20 protein-coding genes, 1 rRNA gene, 1 pseudogene and 1 riboswitch are annotated in these 25,758 nt (G+C 41.0%); all 22 genes and pseudogenes read left to right on the top strand.

Features of this window, described 5'->3' with window-relative positions; genetic code table 11:
• Window positions 1–76, top strand: a 5S ribosomal RNA gene (gene rrf, locus AC58NB_RS15600); the annotation flags it as partial.
• A gap of 458 nt (window positions 77–534) precedes the next feature.
• Window positions 535–735: an NETI motif-containing protein gene (locus AC58NB_RS15595; protein ID WP_497427735.1), complete on the top strand. Its 201-nt coding sequence runs from the start codon at window positions 535–537 to the stop codon at window positions 733–735.
• Window positions 736–827: 92 nt separating this feature from the next.
• A riboswitch (purine riboswitch) is annotated at window positions 828–931 on the top strand.
• A gap of 123 nt (window positions 932–1,054) precedes the next feature.
• Window positions 1,055–1,546: a 5-(carboxyamino)imidazole ribonucleotide mutase gene (gene purE, locus AC58NB_RS15590; RefSeq protein ID WP_497427734.1), complete on the top strand. Its 492-nt coding sequence runs from the start codon at window positions 1,055–1,057 to the stop codon at window positions 1,544–1,546.
• Window positions 1,533–2,711: a 5-(carboxyamino)imidazole ribonucleotide synthase gene (purK, locus tag AC58NB_RS15585; RefSeq protein WP_497427733.1), complete on the top strand. Its 1,179-nt coding sequence runs from the start codon at window positions 1,533–1,535 to the stop codon at window positions 2,709–2,711. The genes purE and purK overlap by 14 nt, the downstream gene beginning before the upstream one ends.
• Entirely contained in the window at window positions 2,708–4,000 is a 1,293-nt protein-coding gene (gene purB / locus AC58NB_RS15580) for an adenylosuccinate lyase (protein ID WP_497427732.1), read from the top strand. Before purK ends, purB begins: the two co-directional genes overlap by 4 nt.
• Before the next feature lie 96 nt (window positions 4,001–4,096).
• A complete protein-coding gene (gene purC, locus AC58NB_RS15575; protein WP_497427731.1) occupies window positions 4,097–4,822 on the top strand; it encodes a phosphoribosylaminoimidazolesuccinocarboxamide synthase in 726 nt (241 codons plus the stop codon).
• A complete protein-coding gene (gene purS, locus AC58NB_RS15570; RefSeq protein WP_497427730.1) occupies window positions 4,815–5,069 on the top strand; it encodes a phosphoribosylformylglycinamidine synthase subunit PurS in 255 nt (84 codons plus the stop codon). Before purC ends, purS begins: the two co-directional genes overlap by 8 nt.
• Window positions 5,066–5,749: a phosphoribosylformylglycinamidine synthase subunit PurQ gene (gene purQ, locus AC58NB_RS15565; protein ID WP_497427729.1), complete on the top strand. Its 684-nt coding sequence runs from the start codon at window positions 5,066–5,068 to the stop codon at window positions 5,747–5,749. Before purS ends, purQ begins: the two co-directional genes overlap by 4 nt.
• Window positions 5,733–7,967 (top strand): phosphoribosylformylglycinamidine synthase subunit PurL, encoded by a 2,235-nt coding sequence (gene purL, locus AC58NB_RS15560; RefSeq protein WP_497427728.1) that lies wholly within the window; start codon window positions 5,733–5,735, stop codon window positions 7,965–7,967. The genes purQ and purL overlap by 17 nt, the downstream gene beginning before the upstream one ends.
• Window positions 7,943–9,361, top strand: coding sequence for an amidophosphoribosyltransferase (gene purF, locus AC58NB_RS15555; protein ID WP_497427727.1), 1,419 nt, complete (start codon window positions 7,943–7,945; stop codon window positions 9,359–9,361). Before purL ends, purF begins: the two co-directional genes overlap by 25 nt.
• Before the next feature lie 43 nt (window positions 9,362–9,404).
• Window positions 9,405–10,429: pseudogene (purM, locus tag AC58NB_RS15550) on the top strand (phosphoribosylformylglycinamidine cyclo-ligase).
• Between the two features lie 83 nt (window positions 10,430–10,512).
• A complete protein-coding gene (gene purN / locus AC58NB_RS15545; protein WP_497427726.1) occupies window positions 10,513–11,094 on the top strand; it encodes a phosphoribosylglycinamide formyltransferase in 582 nt (193 codons plus the stop codon).
• Window positions 11,091–12,623 carry a bifunctional phosphoribosylaminoimidazolecarboxamide formyltransferase/IMP cyclohydrolase gene (gene purH, locus AC58NB_RS15540; RefSeq protein ID WP_497427725.1) on the top strand — a complete coding sequence of 511 codons (1,533 nt, stop codon included), beginning with the start codon at window positions 11,091–11,093 and terminating at the stop codon, window positions 12,621–12,623. Before purN ends, purH begins: the two co-directional genes overlap by 4 nt.
• An 18-nt stretch (window positions 12,624–12,641) precedes the next feature.
• The gene (gene purD / locus AC58NB_RS15535; RefSeq protein ID WP_497427738.1) at window positions 12,642–13,907 is read left to right on the top strand and encodes a phosphoribosylamine--glycine ligase; all 1,266 of its coding nucleotides are present in this window, start codon (window positions 12,642–12,644) and stop codon (window positions 13,905–13,907) included.
• A gap of 401 nt (window positions 13,908–14,308) precedes the next feature.
• A complete protein-coding gene (locus tag AC58NB_RS15530) occupies window positions 14,309–16,054 on the top strand; it encodes an adenine deaminase C-terminal domain-containing protein (protein WP_497427724.1) in 1,746 nt (581 codons plus the stop codon).
• Between the two features lie 80 nt (window positions 16,055–16,134).
• The gene (locus AC58NB_RS15525; protein WP_497427723.1) at window positions 16,135–17,154 is read left to right on the top strand and encodes a DUF3048 domain-containing protein; all 1,020 of its coding nucleotides are present in this window, start codon (window positions 16,135–16,137) and stop codon (window positions 17,152–17,154) included.
• A gap of 15 nt (window positions 17,155–17,169) precedes the next feature.
• Window positions 17,170–17,469 (top strand): YerC/YecD family TrpR-related protein, encoded by a 300-nt coding sequence (locus tag AC58NB_RS15520; protein WP_497427722.1) that lies wholly within the window; start codon window positions 17,170–17,172, stop codon window positions 17,467–17,469.
• Between the two features lie 308 nt (window positions 17,470–17,777).
• Window positions 17,778–18,470, top strand: a complete 693-nt coding sequence (gene pcrB / locus AC58NB_RS15515; RefSeq protein WP_497427721.1) for a heptaprenylglyceryl phosphate synthase — start codon at window positions 17,778–17,780, stop codon at window positions 18,468–18,470.
• Window positions 18,471–18,533: 63 nt separating this feature from the next.
• A complete protein-coding gene (pcrA, locus tag AC58NB_RS15510) occupies window positions 18,534–20,807 on the top strand; it encodes a DNA helicase PcrA (RefSeq protein ID WP_497427720.1) in 2,274 nt (757 codons plus the stop codon).
• A gap of 37 nt (window positions 20,808–20,844) precedes the next feature.
• Window positions 20,845–22,860, top strand: a complete 2,016-nt coding sequence (gene ligA, locus AC58NB_RS15505) for an NAD-dependent DNA ligase LigA (protein WP_497427719.1) — start codon at window positions 20,845–20,847, stop codon at window positions 22,858–22,860.
• A 10-nt stretch (window positions 22,861–22,870) separates the two neighbouring features.
• The gene (locus AC58NB_RS15500; RefSeq protein ID WP_497427718.1) at window positions 22,871–24,049 is read left to right on the top strand and encodes a CamS family sex pheromone protein; all 1,179 of its coding nucleotides are present in this window, start codon (window positions 22,871–22,873) and stop codon (window positions 24,047–24,049) included.
• A 159-nt stretch (window positions 24,050–24,208) separates the two neighbouring features.
• Window positions 24,209–25,756, top strand: coding sequence for an L-glutamate gamma-semialdehyde dehydrogenase (gene pruA / locus AC58NB_RS15495; protein WP_497427717.1), 1,548 nt, complete (start codon window positions 24,209–24,211; stop codon window positions 25,754–25,756).
• Window positions 25,757–25,758 lie beyond the last annotated feature (2 nt).

Here is a 25,758-nt window from a genome sequence, read left to right as displayed (position 1 = left end):
GAACACGGAAGTTAAGCTCTTCAGCGCCGATGGTAGTTGGGACGCGAGTCCCTGTGAGAGTAGGACGTTGCCGGGCAATCCAAACCAGTTCAGTTCATGAGCTGGTTTTTTTGTACGCTTTTTTAGATTTAAAGAGACTAACTGCTTTAACTGATGATAATCTCGGATCGCAGGTGCAGAAAAGATAGGCAAAAACCTTGTTTTCTACACTATATATATGTTGCCTTTGACCTGGTGAAGGTAGAGGGAAACATCTATGAAACACCTATTGAATACCTACCTTAATATGGCTTAATAGTGAATGAAACCATTAATCTTATCCCATCATTTCATAGTATAGTTACGTGAAGTCTAGGTGGAAATGGCACTTGATTGGATTGAATATTTGTTTGTCTGCGGAGATAAGACGTTTTTAGAGGAAACAGATAGGCCCAAGCTCACAAACATTTATAGACAACCAACTAATATCTTTCGAAAAGAGTACTAAATGGGATACACTACTAGTAGAGTTAGTAAAGAAAGGACGAGGGTCAATTGGCTAAGCCAAAGAAACAACGATTTGAATTACAAGAGAATGAAAGCATTAGTGAATGCTTGGAGCGTATGAAAAGGGAAGGTTATTTTCCTGTAAAGCGTACGGAGAAGCCAATTTTTAAGGAAGTGAAAAGTGGCAATCAGATGGAGTATGTTCCAATTGCACGCCAAATCATTTTTGAAGGAAAGCTAATAGATTGAAAAACGAACGTTTTAACATTAAATGACAGAAATGTTCGATTTTTAGTTGACATACAAAAGGTCCCATTGTTAAGATAAGTACGTACAAGAAACATTTAAATAAATACTTCTCTCATATAATAGCGGGGATACGGCCCGCAAGTTTCTACCCAAAGACCGAATAAATTTTTGGACTATGAGAGAAAGCGGACCTCACCTTATATGTGAGGGCATAGTACTTGTCCTAAGTGCTCGAGTTAGCATGGCATATAAGCTGTGTGGACTGCTTTCTCTTTTGAAAGTGTGTTCATACAGCTTTTTTATTTGGGAGGCGACAATGATGAATGATCCAAAGGTAGGAATTATCATGGGTAGCATATCGGACTGGGAAACGATGAAGCATGCATGTGTTATTTTTGATGAATTTGAAGTTACGTATGAGAAAAATGTTATATCTGCCCATAGAACACCTGATTTAATGTTTGAATATGCTCAGAGTGCACGCAGCCGTGGATTAAAAGTCATTATAGCTGGTGCAGGAGGAGCAGCTCATTTACCGGGAATGGTAGCAGCCAAAACGACTTTACCAGTCATCGGTGTTCCCGTGCAATCCAGTGCGTTAAATGGGTTAGATTCTTTGCTATCGATTGTGCAGATGCCAGGAGGAATTCCTGTTGCAACAATGGCAATTGGGAAAGCAGGTGCAAAAAATGCCGGACTTTTGGCCGTTCAATTATTGGGAGCATACGAGCAGGATATAGCTGAAGCATTGGAACAATACAGATTAAAGATACAAAGACATTCGCTTGAAAGTTGTGATGAACTTGAATAAAGAAGCACCAGTTATCTTACCGGGGCAAACGATTGGAATTATAGGCGGCGGCCAGTTGGGACGAATGATGGCGTTGGCAGCCAGAAAATCTGGTTTTAAAATAGCTGTTCTTGATCCAACACCCAACAGTCCTTGTGGCCAGGTTGCGGATGTCGAAATCACTGCGTCATTTGATGATGTAGAAGCTTTGCAACGATTGGCTACAATAAGTGATGTTTTGACTTATGAGTTTGAAAGCATTAATGCAGATGCCTTAGATCAATTGATGAGTAATTCCTATATCCCTCAAGGGACTGAACTAGTAAGAATTACACAGGATCGTGTCCTGGAAAAACAAGCGATCGAGAAATCGGGTGTCCGAATTGCTCCTTATGCAGTAATTGCTGACCAAGAGGATCTACGACAAGCTATTGCCCAATTAGGCTATCCTTCTGTACTCAAAACGGCACGTGGTGGGTACGATGGAAAAGGCCAGCTCGTGATACGGAAGGATGCAGATTTCATCAAAGCAGCTGAATTGTTGAACCATGGTATTTGTGTACTGGAAAGTTTCATCCCATTTCAAAAAGAAATTTCCGTAATTATAACTCGAAAACAGGATGGCTCTGCAAGGGTCTTCCCCGTTGCAGAGAATATTCATGTGAATAATATATTACATCAATCAATCGTCCCAGCGAGAATTAGTCCAAACACTCAGAGCTATGCGCTTGGAATAGCTATGCAACTGGCAGAATCATTAAAGTTGGTTGGTACATTGGCCATTGAAATGTTTCTGATGGACGAGGATGATATTTTGGTTAATGAGCTTGCACCGAGACCTCATAATTCGGGTCATTTTTCCATAGAGGCTTGTGAAACTTCTCAATTTGAGCAACATATAAGAGCAGTGTGCAACTGGCCGCTTGGTCATACAGAATTACATTCCAGTGCGGTCATGGTTAACGTTTTGGGTCAGCATTTGAAACCTGTTATGCAAGCTTTAGGAAAAGAGCCGGATTGGAAGGTACATATTTATGGGAAGAGCGAAGCGAAGGCAAACAGGAAAATGGGGCATATTACAATCTTAGGAGAGCATCCAATGGAAATATTGGAGGAGCTTAATCGTACAAAAATATGGATTGAACAAACAGAAGAACAAATAGAAAAGGTGGATTTTAGCAAATGATAGAACGTTATACAAGACCAGAAATGGGAAGAATTTGGACTGAAGAGAATCGTTTTAAAGCATGGCTTGAAGTGGAAATTTTGGCATGTGAAGCATGGGCTGAACTTGGAGCGATTCCTAAAGAAGACGTAAAAGTACTTAGAGAACGTGCATCCTTTGATGTAAACCGCATTAAGGAAATTGAAGAAGAAACTCGCCATGACGTAGTTGCTTTTACACGTGCTGTTTCAGAAACACTTGGAGAAGAACGTAAATGGGTCCATTATGGACTGACTTCGACGGATGTCGTCGATACAGCTTTATCGTATTTGCTCAAGCAAGCCAATGATATTTTAATCGCAGATTTAGAGCGTTTTATTACGATTTTGGCTGAAAAAGCAAAGGAGCATAAATACACCGTCATGATGGGACGTACACATGGTGTGCATGCGGAGCCTACGACCTTTGGATTAAAAATGGCACTTTGGTACGAAGAAATGAAACGTAATCTAAAGAGATTAAAAGAAGCTGCAGATACAGTTGAGTACGGCAAAATTTCAGGTGCTGTAGGAACATATGCGAACATCGATCCATTTGTAGAGAAGTTTGTTTGTGAAAAGCTTGGAATAAAGCCTTCTCCAATTTCTACCCAAACCTTACAGCGTGATCGACATGCACATTACATGTCAACGCTCGCATTAATTGCAACTTCTATTGAAAAATTTGCAACTGAAATTCGTGGATTGCAAAAAAGTGAAACTCGTGAAGTGGAGGAATTCTTTGCGAAAGGACAAAAAGGTTCTTCCGCTATGCCACATAAACGTAATCCGATCGGTTCCGAGAATATGACTGGTTTGGCGCGTGTGATTCGTGGCCATATGGTGACGGCTTATGAAAATGTATCACTTTGGCATGAACGTGATATTTCGCATTCTTCTGCTGAGCGAATTATCCTTCCGGATGCCACGATTTTATTGAACTATATGTTGAATCGTTTCGGCAATATCGTGAAAAACTTAACGGTATTTCCAGAGAATATGAAGCGAAATATGGATCGTACGTATGGATTGATTTATTCTCAGCGTGTACTGCTCACTTTAATTGATAAGGGGCTTTCTCGTGAAAAAGCATATGATACTGTCCAACCAAAGGCAATGGAAGCATGGGAAACACAGGTCCAGTTCCGTGAGTTGCTTGAAGCAGATGAAACGATTTCTGCCTACCTGTCTAAAGAAGAACTGGATGATTGTTTCGATTATCACTATCATCTGAAAAATGTAGATTTCATTTTCGAACGTATGGGACTGTAAGTTTGTGAGGGCATTACCTTAAAGAATGAGGGGATGCCCTTCCTCAAACTTTCATATCGTGTTGGGTGACTTTGGACTATGACTGTATAGGGGGCAATGCAATTGGCGAAAAGGGAACTCCTTTATGAAGGGAAAGCTAAGCAAATTTTTGCAACTGATGATTCAGGAATCGTCCTTATTCAATACAAGGACTCCGCTACCGCATTTAATGGGGAAAAGAATGCGGTGATTGAGGGGAAAGGCCGCCTTAATAATGAAATAACAAGCCTTTTATTTGAATGGCTTCACCGTGAGGGTATTAAATCTCATTTTATGAAAAAAGTATCGGAAACAGAACAGCTCGTTAAACGAGTCCACATTATTCCTTTAGAAGTAGTGATTCGCAATGTCGCTGCCGGCAGTTTTTCAAAGAGAGTAGGTTTAGAAGAAGGAATTCCCCTTAAAAGGCCAGTTGTAGAATTTTATTATAAAGATGATGCACTCGGTGATCCACTGATAACTGAAGATCATATTGATGTCCTGGACCTTGCCACAGTTAAAGAAGTCGGAATATTAAAAAAATATTCTGAACATATTAATGGGAAATTGCAACGTTTATTTGCTTCTATGGAAATCAGGTTAATCGACTTTAAGCTAGAATTTGGCCGTGATGACACTGGCGAAATCCTGCTTGCGGATGAAATTTCGCCGGATACTTGCCGCCTGTGGGATTTACATACAAATGAAAAGTTGGATAAGGATGTATTCCGCCAGAATCTCGGGAGTTTAACAGATGCCTATAAAAAAATTCTTGCTAAACTGGAGGACGTTCAACATGTATAAAGTGAAGGTTTATGTCACTCTTCGTGAAAGTGTATTGGATCCACAGGGTAACGCTGTCCAAAAGTCACTGAATGCCATGGGTTTTCCAGGGGTTCGGAGTGTGCGTATTGGCAAGTATATGGAGCTTGAACTCTCTGATTCTACTAAAGATGTGAATGAATCTGTTCGGATGATGTGCGAAAAATTGTTAGTCAATACGGTCATTGAAGATTATCGATATGAAGTCGAGGAGGTTGTCGGACAGTGAAATTCGCTGTAATCGTCTTTCCGGGATCAAATTGTGATATGGATATGTACCATGCTATTCGTGATGAACTAGGAGAAGAAGTGGAATATGTTTGGCATACTGAGACCACCCTAGAAGGCTTTGATGCAGTCTTGCTGCCCGGAGGATTTTCGTACGGCGATTATTTGCGGAGCGGAGCGATTGCCCAATTTTCACCGATTATGGAGGCTGTGAAAAGAGCGGCAATGGAAGGCATTCCAGTTCTCGGTGTATGTAACGGTTTTCAGGTATTACTAGAGGCAGGGTTATTACCGGGAGCGATGCGACGTAATACTGATTTGAAATTTATTTGCAGACCGCAAAAGTTACGTGTTGTAAACAACACTACTCCTTTTACGCGCTGTTATGTGGATAATGAACAAATTACGATCCCGATTGCGCATGGCGAGGGAAATTATTATTGTGATGAGGAAATATTGGAAAAGTTAATTAGCCAAAACCGAATTATTTTTTCATATGATGGGAATCCAAATGGAAGTCATAAGGATATTGCGGGCATTATGAATGAAGAAGGCAATATCCTAGGGATGATGCCACATCCGGAAAGAGCTGTTTCTGCCCTGCTTGGAAGTGCCGACGGTATCAAATTATTCAAGTCGATTGTTCAATATTGGAGGGAAATCCATGTCGTTAATGCTTGAGCCAAGTCCAACCATGATTAAAGAAGAGCGGATATATACCACAATGGGGTTAACGGATGACGAGTTCAGTAAGATAGAGAGCATACTCGGGCGTCTGCCGAACTATACAGAAACAGGCTTGTTTTCTGTGATGTGGTCTGAGCATTGCAGTTATAAAAACTCAAAACCTGTTTTGAAGAAATTCCCTACAACGGGTGAAAGAGTGTTGCAGGGGCCGGGAGAAGGCGCAGGAATTGTCGATATCGGTGATGGGCAGGCGGTTGTCTTTAAAATGGAGAGTCACAACCATCCATCTGCGATTGAACCTTATCAAGGTGCTGCAACCGGCGTAGGCGGAATTATCAGAGATATCTTTTCCATGGGAGCCAGACCGATTGCCATGCTGAATTCTTTGCGTTTTGGAGAATTAACAACGCCTCGGATGAAATACTTATTTGAGGAAATTGTAGCCGGTATTGCCGGTTATGGAAACTGTATCGGAATACCGACCGTGGGTGGCGAGATTCAGTTTGATCCTTCCTATGAAGGTAATCCTCTTGTGAATGCAATGTGTGTCGGATTAATTAAGCATGGGGACATAAAAAAGGGGCAGGCACACGGGGTTGGAAACACGGTCATGTATGTTGGCGCAAAGACAGGGCGTGATGGCATTCATGGAGCGACCTTTGCATCAGAGGAATTAACAGATGATTCTGACTCTAAACGACCGGCAGTACAGGTTGGAGATCCATTTATGGAAAAACTATTGCTGGAGGCGTGTCTCGAACTTGTAAAATCGGATGCACTTGTAGGAATACAGGATATGGGCGCAGCCGGGTTAACAAGTTCGTCGGCTGAAATGGCATCCAAAGCAGGATCAGGAATTGAAATGAATCTAGATATGATTCCTCAGCGAGAAAAGGGTATGACACCATATGAAATGATGTTATCTGAATCACAGGAGCGAATGCTGATTGTAGTGAAAAACGGCCGGGAGCCAGAAATTGAAGAGCTCTTTGATAAGTATGGACTTGAGGCAGTCTCTGTTGGAGTTGTTACGAAGGATAAAATGCTTCGCTTAACACACCGAGGTGAAGTGGTGGCAAATGTACCGGCTGATGCATTGGCTGAGGAGGCTCCGGTTTATTATAAACTGTCCAAAGAACCAGATTACTTTAAAGAGTTCCTTGCCATGGACAATTATGTGCCTAGCGTGAGCGACTATACAGAAACACTTTTATCCTTATTGGTGCAACCAACAATTGCGAGCAAGGAATGGGTTTATGATCAGTATGATTATATGGTGCGTACCAATACGATCGTTGCCCCAGGTTCTGATGCGGCAGTCATTCGTATTCGGGGTACAGAAAAAGCATTGGCAATAACAACGGATTGCAATTCCCGCTATCTATATTTAAATCCTGAAACAGGCGGTCAAATTGCAGTGGCTGAAGCCGCGCGTAACATCATCTGTTCAGGCGGTGAACCGCTGGCAATCACAGATTGCCTTAACTTTGGAAATCCCGAGAAACCTGAAATCTTCTGGCAGCTCGAAAAGGCAACAGATGGAATTAGTACAGCATGCAATCTACTTGGTACGCCGGTTATTGGTGGAAATGTCTCCTTATATAACGAAACAAATGGAGAAGCCATCTATCCGACCCCCGTTGTTGGCATGGTAGGGCTTATTCATAATCTAAAGCATATTACCACTCAAAATTTTAAAGACAAGGGAGATTTAATCTATTTAATTGGAGAAACGTACCCGGACTTTGGGGGTAGTGAGCTGCAAAAATTCATGAATGGAGGAAGAATCTTTGGCAAGGCACCACAATTGGATCTTCAGGTTGAGAAAGAAAGGCAGGATAAGCTTTTGCAAGCAATTCAGTCAGGAACAGTAAAGTCAGCCCATGATCTTGCAGAAGGCGGACTTGCAGTAGCGCTTGCTGAAGGTTTGTTTGGCACGGAAGGACTTGGCCTGGATGTCACGTTAGATGGAGACTTGGTAACAGGGTTATTTGCAGAATCTCAATCCCGCTTTCTTGTGACTGTTTCAAAGGAACAAGTGCAAAAGTTTGAAGAAATCATTCCTGAAGCGGTGCAAATAGGTGAGGTGACCAAAACAGAGAGATACCTAATTCGTACCAGGCAAGACAAGGTGGCCATCGAAAGTGAAGTGGAACAACTAATGAAAGCCTGGAAGGGAGCCATACCATGCTTGCTGAAATCCGTGGACTAAATGAAGAATGTGGACTGTTTGGAATATGGGGACATACGGAGGCCTCTCAACTAACCTATTATGGCTTACACAGTCTGCAGCACCGTGGACAGGAAGGAGCGGGAATGGTGGTCACAGACGGCCATGTATTAAAATCGCATAAAGCGGAAGGACTCGTTAATGATGTTTTCAATCAAAAAGTGATCGAGGACTTGAAGGGACGGAGTGCAATTGGACATGTGCGCTATGCAACAGCAGGAGGCGGCGGGGTGGCCAATGTTCAGCCATTTTTGTTTAATTCTCAGACTGTGGGCAGTTTTGCTCTCGCTCATAATGGAAATCTGGTCAATGCACCCAAATTAAAAAATCAGCTGGAAATAGAGGGGAGCATTTTTCATACAACGTCCGATACAGAGGTCCTGGCCCACTTAATTAGGCGCTCTGGTTCAGTTTGCTTTAAGGAGCGGGTCAAGAAGGCTTTATCATTTGTTCAGGGGGCCTATGCATTCCTCGTTATGACAGAAACAGAAATGATGATAGCTGTGGATCCACATGGATTGCGCCCTGTCTCCATCGGGCGGATTGGTGATGGATATGTAGCTGCTTCTGAGACATGTGCCTTTGATTTAATTGGAGCCGAATATATTCGGGATGTAAATCCGGGAGAGCTGGTTATTGTTAATGATGATGGAATTCAATCAGAATATTTCGCTTTATCAAGTGGCAGAGCCATGTGCAGTATGGAGTATATTTATTTTTCAAGACCGGATAGCAATATAGATGGTATCAACGTTCATACGGCGAGAAAGAATCTCGGTAAGCAGTTGGCTATGGAAGCGCGTATTGATGCAGATGTCGTGACAGGCGTCCCGGATTCAAGCATATCGGCAGCTATTGGTTATGCTGAAGCGAGCGGGATTCCGTATGAAATGGGCCTAATTAAAAACCGGTACGTTGGGCGTACATTTATACAACCATCGCAATCACTGCGTGAACAAGGAGTGAAAATGAAGCTGGCTCCGGTCCGTGGGGTTGTCGAAGGCAAAAAAGTCATCATGGTGGATGATTCAATTGTAAGAGGTACAACAAGTAAAAGGATTGTGTCGATGCTTAAAGAAGCTGGTGCAAAGGAGGTTCATGTTTGTATTAGTTCTCCTCCAATCAAAAATCCTTGTTTTTATGGAATTGATACGTCGTCTAAGAAAGAGCTAATAGCCGGATCAAACTCTGTAGAAAAAATCAGAGAAATGATTGGTTCAGATTCCTTAACCTTTCTGAGCGTTGAAGGGACAGTTGAGGCAATTGGGAGACCTTTTGAGGGCGAGTATCGGGGCCAGTGCATGGCATGTTTTACAGGAAAATATCCAACTGAAATTTATGAAATGGATAATCAGGCTTTTGAAAAAATAAAGTAACGGAAACAGATTGAATTTCAGTGAGTAGGGAAGGGTGATCACTTTGTCGAACGCTTATAAACATGCAGGAGTGGATATTGAAGCGGGATATGAATCTGTTTCGCGCATGAAAAAACATGTTAACCGTACACAAAGGCCAGAGGTACTCGGCGCCTTGGGTGGGTTCGGAGGTATGTTTGATTTATCGGCATTGTCCCTTAAGGAGCCTGTACTCGTTTCGGGAACGGATGGAGTCGGGACTAAATTGTTGCTCGCGATGATGATGGATAAGCACGATACAATTGGTATTGACTGCGTTGCCATGTGTGTAAATGATATTATCGCCCAAGGTGCAGAACCTTTATATTTTCTTGATTACATTGCCTGTGGAAAAGCAGATCCCATAAAAATTGAGTCAATCGTAAAAGGCATAGCAGATGGATGCGAGCAGGCAGGCTGTGCCCTGATTGGCGGTGAAACAGCTGAAATGCCAGGAATGTACGCGATGGATGAATATGATCTAGCCGGTTTTACGGTTGGTGCAGTAGAAAAAGTAAGCTGATTGATGGAAGTCTTGTCAAGGAGGGCGATGTTTTAATCGGTCTGGCTTCAAGCGGGATTCATAGTAATGGATATTCACTAGTAAGAAAGGTCTTACTTGATGAGTCGAAGTTAGTGCTCAATCAATTTGTTGAAGAGCTGGGTTGTACATTGGGGGAGGAATTACTTCGCCCAACTAAAGTCTATGTGAAATCCGTGCTTAAGATTGTTAGTTCAGGCTTTGTGCATGGGATTGCTCACATTACCGGTGGCGGATTTATTGAAAATATTCCGCGTATGCTTCCAGATGGATTTGGAGTAGAAATTAAAAAAGGCTCGTGGGAGATCCCCCCGATTTTCAACCTTTTAAAGAATAAAGGATCACTGGAAGAAGAAGGAATGTTTTCGGTTTTTAATATGGGGATTGGAATGGTTCTTGCTGTCGAAGCTGAAAAAGCAGATGATTTGATTAGTATCCTGAACCAATTGGGAGAAGAGGCTAAAAGAATTGGGCAAGTCATTCGGGGTAAAGGCGTTCAATTTACTTGATTTGTGAGTTGGAAATAAGCAGTTTAGTAGAAAAATAATGTCAGAATGTTAGGATTTTACTATATAAGTCTAAGGGAGAGGCCATGAAAAGAATAGCGATATTTGCATCAGGCAATGGCAGTAACTTTCAAGCAATCGTGGAAGCAGTGGAGAGCGGGGAATTGCATGCTTCAATAGAATGGCTGATTTGTGATCATCCAAGCGCTTATTGTATAGACAGAGCCATACAATTCAATATACCGGTATTCTCCTTTCAATCAAAGGACTATACTTCGAAAAATGATTTCGAACAGGAGATTCTACAGCAGCTGCAGGCAAAAGAAGTAGACCTGATTGTTCTGGCGGGCTATATGCGTTTGATTGGTTCGGTGCTATTGACAGCCTATCCCGATAAAATTATTAATATTCATCCTTCTTTATTGCCATCTTTTCCAGGTAAGAATGCAATTCTTCAGGCGGTAGAGACGGGTGTAAGGGTAACGGGTGTCACCATTCATTATGTAGATGCAGGCATGGATACGGGTCCGATTATTGCACAGAGAGCGATCTCCATTCTTGAAGGGGAAAGCATGGAAGATCTACATAAAAGAATTCAACATGTTGAACATGACTTATATCCAAAGATTATTGAGCAGATATGTATCGAACAGGGGGAAACAGTATGAAGAAGCGTGCTTTAATCAGTGTATCAAACAAAGAGGGAATTGTTGAGTTCGCCAAAGGGGTTGTGGAACTAGGGTTTGAGATTATTTCCACTGGCGGAACGAAAAAAACATTAGCTGATCACGGCATTCCTGTCATAAGTGTCAGTGACATAACAGGATTTCCGGAAGTTATGGATGGACGTGTGAAAACATTGCATCCATTTATCCATGGCGGATTGCTTGGGAAACAAAATGATGAAGGGCATATGGCTCAGCTTGAAGAGCAAGGGATTGTCCCCATTCAACTGGTTTGCGTCAACCTTTATCCATTCCAGGAAACGATCACTAAACCGGATGTGACAGTTGAAGATGCTATTGAAAATATGGATATCGGCGGACCTGCCATGCTACGGGCTTCTGCAAAAAATCATGAATCGGTAGCGGTTGTGGTAGATCCGGCAGATTATGAAAAAGTGCTTGAAGGACTCCGTAAAGAGGAACTTTCTATATTGGATAGAAGAAAATTGGCAGCAAAGGTTTTTCGCCATACTGCTGCTTATGATGCACTGATTGCCGAGTATATGACGAATTTGACAGAAGAGGATCAGCCTGAGAATCTGACTGTTACATACACACTTAAGCAGTCACTCCGTTATGGGGAAAATCCCCATCAACAAGCTGCCTTTTATGTGAAGCCGCTTGGCTCAACGTTTTCAATCGCGGCAGCCCATCAGCTGCATGGAAAAGAGTTATCCTATAACAATATCAATGATGTAGATGCAGCGCTGGAAATCGTTAAGGAATTTGAACAGCCGGCAGCTGTAGCTGTTAAACATATGAATCCATGTGGTGCAGGGACAGGAGAAACAATTTATGAAGCTTTTCAAAAAGCATATGAAGCAGATCCTACCTCCATCTTTGGCGGCATTGTTGCTTTGAACCGTGAAGTAGATGTGGACACGGCAAAATTACTCCATGAAATCTTTCTTGAAATTGTGATTGCCCCATCATTTACCGACGAGGCACTTGAAATCTTAACATCCAAGAAGAATATACGCTTGCTCACGATTCCGTTTCAAGGAAAAGAGAATAGGGAGCAGAAACTAACGTCCATCACTGGTGGGTTACTGATTCAGGACTCAGATCATGCGAATCTTCAAGATGCAGAGCTTCAGGTTGTTACAAAAAGGGAGCCTACAGAAGCTGAGTGGAAAGCTCTTCAATTTGGATGGAACATTGTAAAGCATGTTAAGTCAAATGCGATTGTTGTTTCCGATGAGCAGATGACTCTTGGGGTTGGCGCAGGCCAAATGAATCGAATCGGTGCGGCGAAAATTGCATTAGAGCAGGCTGGTGAAAAAGCAACGGGAGCTATTATGGCATCAGATGCCTTCTTCCCGATGGATGATACAGTCGAAGCGGCAGCTAAAGCAGGTATCACCGCAATTATTCAGCCAGGCGGGTCAAAACGGGACGAGGATTCTGTGAAAAAAGCAGATGAGTACGGAATAGCAATGGTCACTACTGGAGTAAGGCATTTCAAACATTAAGAGGGAGAGGCATGAATGATGAAAGTACTTATTATAGGGCGCGGAGGACGTGAACATGCTTTAGCCAGGAAATTTGCCGAGAGCAAGCGCGTTACAAACGTATTTGTAGCACCTGGGAATCCCGGAATGACAGACGTGGCCGAAATTGTGAATATCCAAGAGACAGAGCATGCTCGTTTAATAGATTACGCAAAAAGAAATCAAATAGGATTAACGTTTATTGGCCCGGAGGTTCCCTTAGTGAATGGAATGGCAGATGATTTTATGGCTCATGGCCTTACCGTTTTTGGACCAACCCAAGCTGCTTCGATAATTGAAGGAAGTAAGTCTTTTACAAAGGAACTGCTAAGAAAATATGATATACCTACCGGGGATTATGAAATATTCACAGATTATAAGGAAGCAGTCCAATATGTAAAGAAAAAGGACATGCCGATTGTCATCAAGGCGGACGGGCTTGCTTCAGGTAAGGGTGTAGTCGTTGCGATGACAGAAGGAGATGCACTGGAAGCTTTAAATCAGATGCTTCTTCATCAAAGATTTGGAGAGTCTTCGGCGAAAATCGTAATTGAGGAATTTTTGAGCGGTGAGGAGTTTTCCTTTATGGCCTTTGTGAATGGAGAAAAGGTCTATCCAATGGAAATTGCTCAGGATCATAAACGAGCTTTTGACGGTGATAAAGGTCCCAATACTGGTGGGATGGGTGCTTATTCACCTGTTCCGCATATCGGTCATGACATGATTAAACAAGCTTTAGACGAAATTTTGATACCAACAGCAAAGGCAATGGTGAAAGAGGGGCGTTCCTTTACTGGAATCCTTTATGCTGGTTTGATTGCTACTGCAGAGGGTCCTAAAGTGATAGAATTTAATGCTAGGTTTGGAGACCCGGAAACACAAGTCATTCTGCCAAGGTTAAAATCAGATTTACTTGATGTAGTTGAAAATGTCCTTAATTCTGTTGATATGGAATTGGAATGGTCAGAGGAAAGTGCGGTCGGAGTCGTCATGGCAGCTAATGGCTATCCAGGTGAGTACGAAAAGGGCAGTGTTATAAAAGGGTTGAATTATGTTGATTTACCTACACATCTGTATCACGCCGGAACAAATAAAAATGAATGGGGTGAATTTGTGACAGATGGCGGTAGAGTCCTCTTGCTGGCTACATTGGATCAAACATTGGAACTAGCCCAAAAGAGGGCCTATCGTGAACTGGAAGGAATTCAATGTAAAGGTCTCTACTATCGCCATGATATTGGAGAGCGAGCGATTCAAAAACAATAAAACTGGAAGCTTACAATGGGGTACATCCTTATTGTAAGCTTTTTTGCTATCTATAGAATATAAACTGCAGTTAGAATACGATAAAAATAATATCGTAGATGAACAGGTTTTGTTTGAATGAGCAGGGGAATTATGTACTTGGGGAGTTTTGTTTATTTAGCGGATATAAGGGAACTTTTTTATGTGTCATACGTAATAGTTGTATACACATAACGGATATAAATAAATGATTTATTGATGGTGAATGCCAGGATTTGTGAATTAATTCCATTCTTTAATGCTCTAAACAATAGAAATATGTTAGTATATTGAAAGGGCTTACATTTAAAGTTTAGTAAATGGAAAAGGTGTTTCCATTTTTAAAATATAGAAGATTACGTTTCGTGAGGGGGGTTCTATTCGTGTTAGGACAAAGATACAGATGGAAGAATAAACAGCTTCGAGAGCATGTTCATGTGATTGATGGAAAATTAGCGCCAACACTTGTATTAACAAATGCTGTGTATTTGAACCAGGTATTTAGAAAGTGGATGAAGGCGAATATTTGGATATATGAAGATCGGATAGTTTATGTTGGTGAAAAAATGCCTGTTATTCAGGATGGGTATGAGATTGTAGATTGCACAGGTCAATATTTGGTACCCGGCTATATTGAGCCGCATGCCCACCCATTTCAATTATATAATCCAGCAAGCTTATGTCTACATGCCGCCCAGTATGGGACAACGACCTTAATCAATGATAATATGCTATTGTTTACGCTTTTGGAAAATAGACAAGCGTTTGCACTGCTCAAGGAATTGCGCAATCTACCAAGCTCTATGTATTGGTGGGCAAGGCTCGATTCCCAGACAGAACTGAGGAATGAAGAAATGGTTTTTTCGCATTCCAATGTGAAGAGTTGGCTTGAGCATGATGGTGTCCTGCAGGCTGGAGAGCTGACAGGTTGGCCGCGTCTTCTCGATGGAGATGATATGATGCTTCATTGGATTCAGGAAGCGAAAAGAATGAGGAAGAAAATTGAAGGTCATTTTCCTGGTGCTTCTGAAAAAACATTGACGAAATTAATGTTGCTGGGTGCTGATTGTGATCATGAGGCTATGACAGGTGAAGAAGTCATTCGCAGATTGATGCAGGGATATGATGTTTCCTTAAGGCATTCCTCGATTCGCCCGGATCTGCCTCGTATTCTGGATGATTTAAAAGAATATGAATTGAATTCCTATGACCGGTTATTTTTTAACACAGATGGTTCTACACCCGGATTTTATAAAGATGGGTTTACAGATCAGTTAATTGCAATTGCGATAGAAAAAGGTGTGCCTATTATTGATGCTTATAATATGGCATCCTTAAATATTGCCCGATATTATAATATCGATTATTTACACGGAAATATTGCGACAGGCCGGATAGCGAACATTAACTTCCTGTCTGCCGAGGATAAACCAACTCCTCACTCTGTTTTATCAAAAGGACAATGGGTGAAAAAGAATGGGAAACGAGTTGAAATGAATCAGGCATCGATTTCCTGGGGCGACTATGGTCTTAGTCCTCTGAAGCTTGATTGGGATCTTACTGAATATGACTTCCAATACTCCATGCCATTTGGCATTAATATGGAGAATAGCGTGATCACGAAACCATATTCTATTCATATTGATGTTTCGAGAGAGATATTGGATGAAGACCATGATGAGTGCTTTTTTACGTACCTGACCAGAGATGGTAAATCCAGAATCAATACCTTGCTCAAAGGTTTTGCAAACCGTTTATATGGATTTGCCTCTTCATTCTCAAACTCCGGGGATATTCTGCTGATTGGGAAGAGTAAAAAAGATATGAGATTAGCCTTTGATCGGATGAAAGAGATTGGCGGTGGTATTGTGATTGTGGAGAAGGGGGAAATATTGTTTGAAATGCCTCTACAGCTGCAAGGGATGATGTCCAACCAGGAACTTCCGATATTAATAGAACAAGAGACTAAATTGCGAGAATTGTTGGTGGAAAAAGGGTATCTATTTAACGATCCAATTTATTCATTATTATTCTTTTCATCTACTCATTTACCTTATATTAGGGTGACACAGGCAGGTTTATATGATGTCATGAATAAATCTGTACTCTTTCCGACTATAATGCGTTAAAATAGTAAAGAAAAGAGTAAGATAGAGAAAGATAAAAGATAGACTTTTTTGGAATGAGTTAATTCGAAGAGGTGCAAAACATGATTAAGAAAGCTTCGTTCATGGTAATTTTAGTTATTGTCCTTCTGGCAGGTTGTTCAGGTAATAAAGAAAGCGAAAAGCCTAAGGAATCAGATAAAGAAGTAACAGACCAACAAAATTCGTATCCGCTAACTGGATTTAATACGAACGAAAAGGTTAATCATAGGGCGATATCGGTGATGGTTAATAACCATCCCAAAGCGAGGCCGCAGTCAGGTATTTCTAAAGCAGATGTTGTGTATGAGGTTTTGGCCGAAAGCAATATAACAAGATTACTGGCTATTTATCAAAGTGAATTTCCTGAAACTTTTGGGCCAATAAGAAGTGCGAGAGATTATTATATAGAGCTTGCCAAAGGATTTGAAAGCTTGTATATTTTTCATGGCTGGAGTCCTGATGCGCAGAAATTAATTCAATCTGACTATATAGACTACTTGAACGGACTTAATCATGATGGGACCCTTTTCAAACGATCTTCAGATCGAAAAGCACCTCACAATTCCTATATCACTTATGAAAACATTTTGAAAGGTGCAAAAAATGAAGGGTACACAATGCAAGAGACGCCTCCTGCTTACTCCTTTTTTTCGGAAGATGAGACAGGGTTAATTTCGGGTGAGGAATATACAGTCGCAAACATTTCCTACGGATCTGCGGATTATGATGTGACCTATAAGTATGATGCTTCCAGTGAAAAGTATACACGCTATACGGCTGGAGTACGCACGGAAGATGAAGAGACCAAAAAACCTGTTTTACTGGATAATATCCTGATTGTTGAAGCCGTTCACAAGGTTAAAGATGATAAAGGCCGACGTGAAATTGACCTCACTGCGGGTGGAGATGCGTATTTACTGCAAAAAGGGAAACGCTCAGAGATTCAATGGTCGAATAAAGAGGGTCGAATCGTGCCAGTATCCGGTGGAACGGAAGTCAAACTAGTACAGGGTAAAACATGGATAAATATTGTACCGGATCAACCCGGCTTAAATAAGAGTGTCACACTCTCAAATGATTAGGAGGAACCTGAACATATGCAAATTAACAAACTAAAAGGCAAAGAATTGGATCAACTATTCAACGCTGTATTATCTTTGAAAGATCTCGATGAGTGTTATCGTTTTTTTGATGATTTATGTACAGTGAATGAGATACAATCTCTTGCCCAGCGCCTTGAGGTTGCTCGTATGCTTGAAGAAGGAAAAACGTATCATATGATTGAGACGGAAACAGGAGCAAGTACAGCGACTATTTCAAGAGTGAAGCGTTGCCTGAATTATGGAAATGATGCCTATTCTATGGCATTAAGCAGATTAAAAGAAAATAATGCGTGAACTAAATAAAAGCAAGCAGACCGCGTGGAAATAGCACTACGGCTGCTTGCTTTTTTATTTGCCTTCATGTACATCTCAATATCTAAATTTGTCCTCTGTTAAATTCTAATGATATTAGGTAGAATCAGGTAGTTTATTTGTCCAATTTTTAGTATGTAAACGTTAATTTTAAAACCACCAACTACAAGAGATAACCGTTTTTTAAATCGGATAAATAATGGAAGACCATGTGAATTTTCTAACTCTTTGGTATCACCAAAAGGAATGCTATAATGATTAAATGGAAATTAGAATGGGGGTTGTCTTACGTGTATGATTTTCGCGAGTGGAGGCATGTGTTTAAACTCGATCCAAATAAAGACATTTCAGATGAAGCACTGGAAAAGGTTTGTGAATCGGGTACCGATGCGATTATAGTCGGAGGTTCAGATGGTGTTACATTAGAAAATGTCCTGGACTTAATGGCCCGAGTTAGGCGTTATACACTGCCTTGTGTGCTTGAGGTTTCAAATTTAGAATCCATAACCCCGGGATTTGATTTGTATTTTATACCATCTGTTTTGAATAGCAGGAATCCAGATTGGATTCTTGGTTTGCATAAAGAAGCAATTAAAGAATTTGGCCACATGATCAATTGGGAAGAAATGCATGTGGAAGGGTATTGCATCCTTAATGCTGATTGTAAAGCGGCTGAATTGACGGATGCTGATACAGCTTTAACAGAAGAAGATGCAGCAGCTTATGCCCTTATGGCAGAAAAAATGTTGCATTTACCTATTTTTTATTTAGAATACAGCGGACAGTATGGAGATCCAGCACTTGTTAGAACCGTTAAAGATACATTAATGGATACAACCCTGTTTTACGGTGGGGGTATTACAAGTACAGAACAAGCTAAGGAAATGTCCGAATTGGCGGATGTCATTGTTGTCGGAAATCTTGTCTATGATGATTTGAAGACGGCACTCATGACAGTAGAATCTGCTAAAAAGAATAAATAAATTGTCGTCAAAGCCATTGGATGAAGTATAATAAGAACAAACGTTCGTTAGGGTGGTGTCATAATGCAGTTCTTATCAGATCGACTGTTAACGGGATTAAACAATAAACAAAAAGAGGCTGTTCAAGCTACGGATGGCCCTTTGCTAATTATGGCCGGAGCGGGCAGTGGTAAAACCAAGGTTCTTACCCATCGCATCGCTTATTTAATTGTGGAAAAAGAAGTAGCACCATGGAATATACTTGCCATCACATTTACTAATAAGGCAGCAAGAGAGATGAAGGAAAGAATTCAGGGTATCCTTGGCGGTGCTGCTGATGAAATCTGGATTTCCACCTTCCACTCCATGTGTGTGCGGATTTTACGCCGTGATATTGACAGGATCGGCATGAATCGTAATTTCTCTATATTGGATCCTGGTGACCAACAAACCGTAATTAAACAAATCATGAAAGAAAAAAATATTGATACGAAGAAATTTGAACCTAAGACCATTCTTGGAACCATTTCTTCTGCAAAGAATGAATTGATCAATCATGAGGAATTTGCCAATAGTGCAGGCAATTACTATGAGCAAACAGTAGCCGACCTTTATACAGAGTATCAAAAAAGGCTCCGTAAAAATCAGGCTTTGGATTTTGATGACTTGATTATGAAAACATTTGAACTTTTTGATAAGGTTCCGGAAGTCCTGGAATTCTATCAAAGAAAGTTTCAATATATCCATGTGGATGAGTATCAGGATACAAACCGTGCACAATACATGCTTGTTAAGAAACTGGCAAAACGTTTTAAAAACCTTTGTGTTGTTGGGGACTCCGATCAGTCTATTTATCGCTGGCGCGGGGCTGATATTGCCAACATTCTATCCTTTGAAAAGGATTACCCTGATGCCAATGTGATTATGCTTGAGCAAAATTATCGCTCCTCTAAGCGAATTTTGGCAGCAGCCAATGGTGTAATCAACAATAACCTGAACCGTAAGGAAAAGAATTTATGGACAGAGAATATAGAAGGAAATAAATTGGCTTATTTCCGTGCAGACAGTGAGCAGGGTGAAGGGCAATTTGTAGCTGGGAAAATCAAAGAATTGACAGAACAGCAAGGGAAAAAGCTTTCTGATATCGCTATTTTGTACCGTACGAACGCACAATCACGTGTAATGGAGGAAGTTCTGCTTAAATCGAATATTCCTTACACAATTGTCGGCGGTATTAAGTTCTATGATCGTAAAGAGATTAAAGATATTCTTGCTTATCTGCGTCTGATAGCGAATCCGGATGATGATATTAGCTTGCGCAGGGTTATCAATGTACCAAAACGAGGGGTTGGTGCAAGCTCGGTCGACAAAATTGCTAATTATGCTGCCGATCATGATATTTCCATGTACCAGGCGATGATGGAGCTGGAATTTATTGGACTCAGCGGGAAGGCCTATAATGGCGCTGCAGAATTCAGAGATTTAATTAAAAACTATACGCAAATGCAGGAATTCCTGTCTGTCACTGAATTAATAGAAGAAGTTATCGAAAAATCAGGATATAGAAAGTCGTTGGAAATCGAGAAGACGATTGAAGCAGAAACTCGTTTAGAAAATATTGATGAATTCTTATCTGTTACGAAAAACTTCGAAAAAGGCAGTGATGATAAAAGCTTGGTTGCCTTTTTAACAGATCTTGCTCTCGTAGCCGATATTGACCGGGTGGATGAGGACGAAGTTGTCACAGATGGTGTTGTATTAATGACGCTTCACTCTGCAAAAGGTCTCGAATTCCCTGTTGTCTTCTTGATTGGACTTGAGGAAGGTGTCTTTCCGCATAGCCGTGCTCTGATGGAAGAAGAGGAAATGGAAGAAGAACGCCGTCTTGCTTATGTAGGAATCACACGTGCGGAACGCGAATTATTTATTACCAATGCACAGATGCGTACATTATATGGACGTACTAATTTGAATCCTGTTTCCCGCTTTATTAAGGAAATTCCACAGGATTTAATCGAACATTTGAATCCGCCTGAAGAAAAAAGGCAATCAAGACCTTCCTTTATGCAATCAGATTCAAGTGCCAGAGCAAGATCGGGAATCAATGGTTCTGGTAGGAGCAGTACCGGAATCAATGGACCGGCGAGGCCTAAGGCTGTCGGAAGAACGATGATGAACGAATCCGGTGGAGAAAAACTCGACTGGCAGGTTGGTGATAAAGCTGCACACGGTAAATGGGGTGTTGGCACAGTTGTCAGTGTAAAAGGAAGCGGGGATGGCTTGGAGCTAGATATTGCATTCCCATCTATGGGCATTAAACGACTGCTTGCTAAATTTGCACCAATTACAAAACAATAGTCCAAAAAGGAAACTTTGAGTAGAGAGGGCGAAAGATATGGATATAAAAGAAGCACAAAAACGAGTGGCTGAGCTTCAATCACTATTAAATCAATATGGATATGAATATTATGTTCTTGACCAACCGTCTGTTCCCGACTCTGTGTATGATCAGACCTATAAAGAATTGGTGGAATTAGAGAGTCTATATCCTGAATTGCAAACCCCTGATTCACCTACTCAAAGAGTTGGTGGACAAGTACTTGATACGTTTACAAAAGTGGAACATATCACGCCGATGTTAAGCCTTGGAAATGCCTTTAATGAAAGCGATCTGCGTGACTTTGACAGAAGAGTCAAGCAGGGACTAGGCACAGATCAATATTCTTATATATGTGAATTGAAAATTGATGGACTGGCTGTTTCTTTGCGTTACGAGGAAGGGCTGTTTGTTAAAGGAGCTACAAGAGGAAATGGAACCATTGGTGAGGATATTACAGCCAATCTTAAAACCATTCGTTCCATTCCACTCCGATTAAATGATCCTATTACATTTGAGGTTCGCGGTGAGGCATACATGCCAAAGAAATCTTTTGCATCCTTAAATGAAAAAAAGCAAGAAAATGGTGAAGAACCATTTGCCAATCCACGAAATGCAGCAGCAGGATCCTTACGTCAGCTTGATCCGCGTATAGCTGCATCCCGTAATTTGGATATCTTCCTATATGGAATTGGTGAAACAGGTGAAACGGGTGTTGAATCTCACAGTGAAGGACTTGACCTGCTGCAAAAATTAGGCTTGAAAACTAATCCTCATAGAAGGAAATGTGCTACGATTGAGGATGTATTAGAGTATATTCAGGAATGGTCAGCTAAAAGGCCTGATTTGGATTATGATATTGATGGGATTGTCATCAAAGTTGATTCACTTTCTCACCAAGAAGAATTAGGATATACTGCAAAAAGTCCAAGATGGGCAATTGCCTATAAATTCCCTGCAGAGGAAGTCGTCACGATCCTTCGCGATATCGAATTAACTGTGGGTCGTACAGGTGTTATTACACCGACTGCCTTATTGGATCCGGTAAGGGTAGCCGGAACGACTGTCAAAAGGGCATCTCTCCATAATGAAGACCTGATCCGTGAAAAAGATATTCGTCTCGGTGACCATGTTGTTGTCAAAAAAGCGGGGGATATTATTCCGGAAGTTGTGAATGTTATCTTTGATCAGCGGACAGGAGAAGAAAAGGAATTTCATATGCCTACACATTGTCCAGATTGCGGCAGTGAGCTTGTCCGTTTAGAAGGGGAAGTAGCCCTGCGTTGCATCAATCCTAAGTGTCCGGCACAGATCAAAGAGGGAATGATTCATTTCGTTTCCCGCAATGCCATGAATATTGATGGTCTTGGTGAAAAAGTAATCATCCAACTATTTAATGAGTCCTTAATCAAGGATGTAGCTGACATTTATAAATTAACGTATGAACAGTTGATAAACCTGGAACGAATGGGAGATAAATCAGCTACGAATCTTCTGAATGCGATTGAAGCTTCTAAGAACAATTCATTAGAGCGTTTGTTATTTGGGCTTGGAATCCGTCATGTAGGAGCGAAAGCAGCCAAGATTTTGGCGGAGGAATTTGAAGATATGGATCGCTTAATGTCTGCAAATGCAGCTGAACTAACAGCCATTAATGAAATAGGTGACAAAATGGCTGATGCAATTGTGACGTATTTCAACCAGGAAGAGTGCCAGCAGCTCATTGATGAGTTGAAAAATGTCGGTGTAAATATGAACTATAAAGGTAAAAAGAAAAATATAGAAGAGATTACGGATAGTTATTTTTCTGGGAAAACTATCGTACTTACAGGCAAGATGGAACAGTACGGACGGAATGAAGCGAAAGAGTTAATTGAGGCTTTAGGCGGCAATGTGACGGGGAGCGTAAGTAAGAAGACAGATTTACTGATAGCCGGAGAGGATGCCGGATCAAAATTAAAAAAAGCCCAGGATTTAGGTATTGAGATATGGAATGAAGACAATCTAATCGAAGAACTGGGTAAGCAGGGATAGAGGTGTAGGAATGAAGCGTTTGATAGCAATTACGATGGCCCTGGCACTTATGCTTGTGGGATGTGCACCAAAATTTGATAAGGATGAAGTGGTAGAAGATAATACGGAAAAAGACTCCAAAAAGGAATCTTCCATTATTCCTGAATATCAAATATCCGACAATTATTATCAAACAATGCTGCCGTATCAGGTAAGCAGTTCCAGGGGTCTAGTGGTTTCAAACATTAATACTCGACTTGATTTGGAAGAGTTTGAAACAGGTATGATGAGGCTGGCACAAGATCCATTTCCAACGGATGAATATATTTTCAGAGAAGGTCAGTTATTAGACACGAAGACGATAAAAAGCTGGCTGAATCGTAAATATACAAAAGAGCAGCTAAAAGAGAACGAGCTTACTGCAGAGGATAATGTCGGATTAAATCCTCTAGATGATGGAAAGGGAGATATTGAGGAGAGATATGAAAAAAATCCTGAATATCTTGCCCATATTTTAGAGCATGATTATTTGATCAAAACAAAAGATAATAAAGTTGAACTGGGCGGCATTACGATCGGGCTGGCTTTAAACTCCGTATTTTATTATCAGAAGGAAAAGTATGGGGAAACATACGAAATAAAAATTGACGAAGCTAAGCTGCTTGAAGAAGGTCAGAAGATTGCAGCTGAAGTTGTAAAACGCATCAGAAATATGGAAGGCGGAGAAACCGTACCGATCATGGTTGCTTTATTTGAACAAGGTAGCAAGGATTCGGTTGTACCTGGGAATTTTATATCCTATACAAAAGTAGGAGAGAAAAGCAGTCAGATTTCCAAATGGACAAACGTACAAGAAGAATATTATTTATTCCCTTCCAATAAAGCTACGAAGGATTTCCGGGATGATGCGACAACCTTTGCTAATTTTAAGCAGGATGTTGAAGAATACTTCCCTAATTTTAATGGCGTGATTGGGAAGGCCTTTTATGTAAATAAAGAGCTACAAAAGTTAACCATTTCAATAGATATGCAGTTCTACGGAAAAACTGAGGTTATTGGATTTACACAATATGTGGCTGGTTTGGTTAAATCCAGTTTCCCTGAGTATTTAGCAGTGGAAACAAAAATAGCATCTTCGAACGGACAGGAAGCCCTTATTGTGAAAAAAGGAAATACCAAAGAACCAGATGTATATATTTATAATGAGTAAAAAAAGCTACCCTTTGCGGTAGCTTTTTTTATAAAATCGAATAAAAGGGTAAAAATGGTTATACAAAGATTTTGAATATAAACTATATTATGTGACTTTCAAGCTCCCAATAGAGTAGAATGAAAAGGGGTTACTACATAGATATAGGGAGGGAATTATATGGTACAGGCATATAAGCACGAACCACTCACTGATTTTTCTGCAAACGAAAACAAAAAAGCGTTTGAGGATGCATTGGCATTAGTAGATAGCTATCTTGGCCAGGAATATGAATTGATTATTGGCGGAGAGAGAGTATCTACAGACGATAAAATTACATCCATCAGTCCATCCGATAAAGAGGTAGTAATAGGCCGCGTTTCCAAGGCAAATAAAGATTTAGCAGAAAGAGCGATGCAGGAAGCACTGAAAGCTTACAAAACTTGGAGCAAAACAAAAGCAGAAGTTCGCGCGGATGTTTTATTTAAAGCTGCTGCCATTATTCGCCGCAGAAAGCATGAGTTCTCTGCAATCATGGTAAGAGAAGCAGGCAAACCATGGGTGGAAGCGGATGCAGATACGGCTGAAGCGATTGATTTCCTAGAGTACTATGCAAGACAAATGTTGAAATTAAAAGATGGACAGCCGGTCCAAAGCCGTCCTAATGAATATAATAGATATGATTACATACCACTTGGTGTAGGGATTATAATTTCCCCATGGAATTTCCCATTTGCCATTATGGCAGGTACATGTGTGGCAGCTGTTGTTACAGGCAATACCGTATTACTGAAACCAGCTTCAACTACACCAGTTGTGGCTGCAAAATTCGTAGAAGTTATGGAAGAAGCTGGTCTGCCTGCAGGCGTGATTAACTTTGTTCCTGGAAGCGGCAGTGAAGTGGGAGACTATCTTGTTGATCATCCACAAACTCGTTTTGTTAGCTTTACAGGATCACGTGAAGTGGGAACAAGGATCTATGAAAGAGCGTCAAAAGTACAGGAAGGTCAAATCTGGTTAAAACGTGTTATCGCTGAAATGGGCGGTAAAGATACGATTGTAGTAGATTCTGAGGCAGATCTTGAATTGGCTGCCAAGTCAATTGTTGCGTCAGCATTTGGTTTCGCCGGACAAAAATGTTCCGCTTGTTCAAGAGCCATTATTGTAGAAGATGTTTATGATGAAGTTCTGAACAGAGCGGTTGAATTGACGAAAGAATTGACGGTAGGAGATCCAACTGATTCTACTACATTTATGGGACCAGTCGTTGATGCAGCAGCATTTAAAAAAATCACCGAATACATTGAAATTGGTAAAAATGAAGGGCGCCTAATGACAGGTGGAGAATCTGATGATTCCAAAGGCTTCTTCATTCAACCGACTATTATCGCCGATTTGGCACCTGAAGCTCGTATCATGAAAGAGGAGATCTTCGGACCTGTTGTAGCATTTAGTAAAGCTCGTCATTTTGATGAAGCCATTGAAATCGCGAATAATACAGATTATGGCTTAACAGGAGCTGTAATTACTAAAAATCGTGCACATCAAGAGAAAGCCCGTGAAGACTTCCATGTTGGAAATCTATACTTCAACAGAGGCTGTACAGGTGCAATTGTTGGCTACCAACCATTCGGTGGATTCAACATGTCTGGTACAGACTCGAAAGCAGGCGGTCCTGACTACTTAACCTTGCATATGCAAGCGAAAACTACATCTGAAGCCTATTAATA

The sequence above is a fragment of the Pradoshia sp. TA40_28 genome (assembly GCF_059694525.1).
This window is presented reverse-complemented; position numbering and strand designations above follow the sequence as displayed.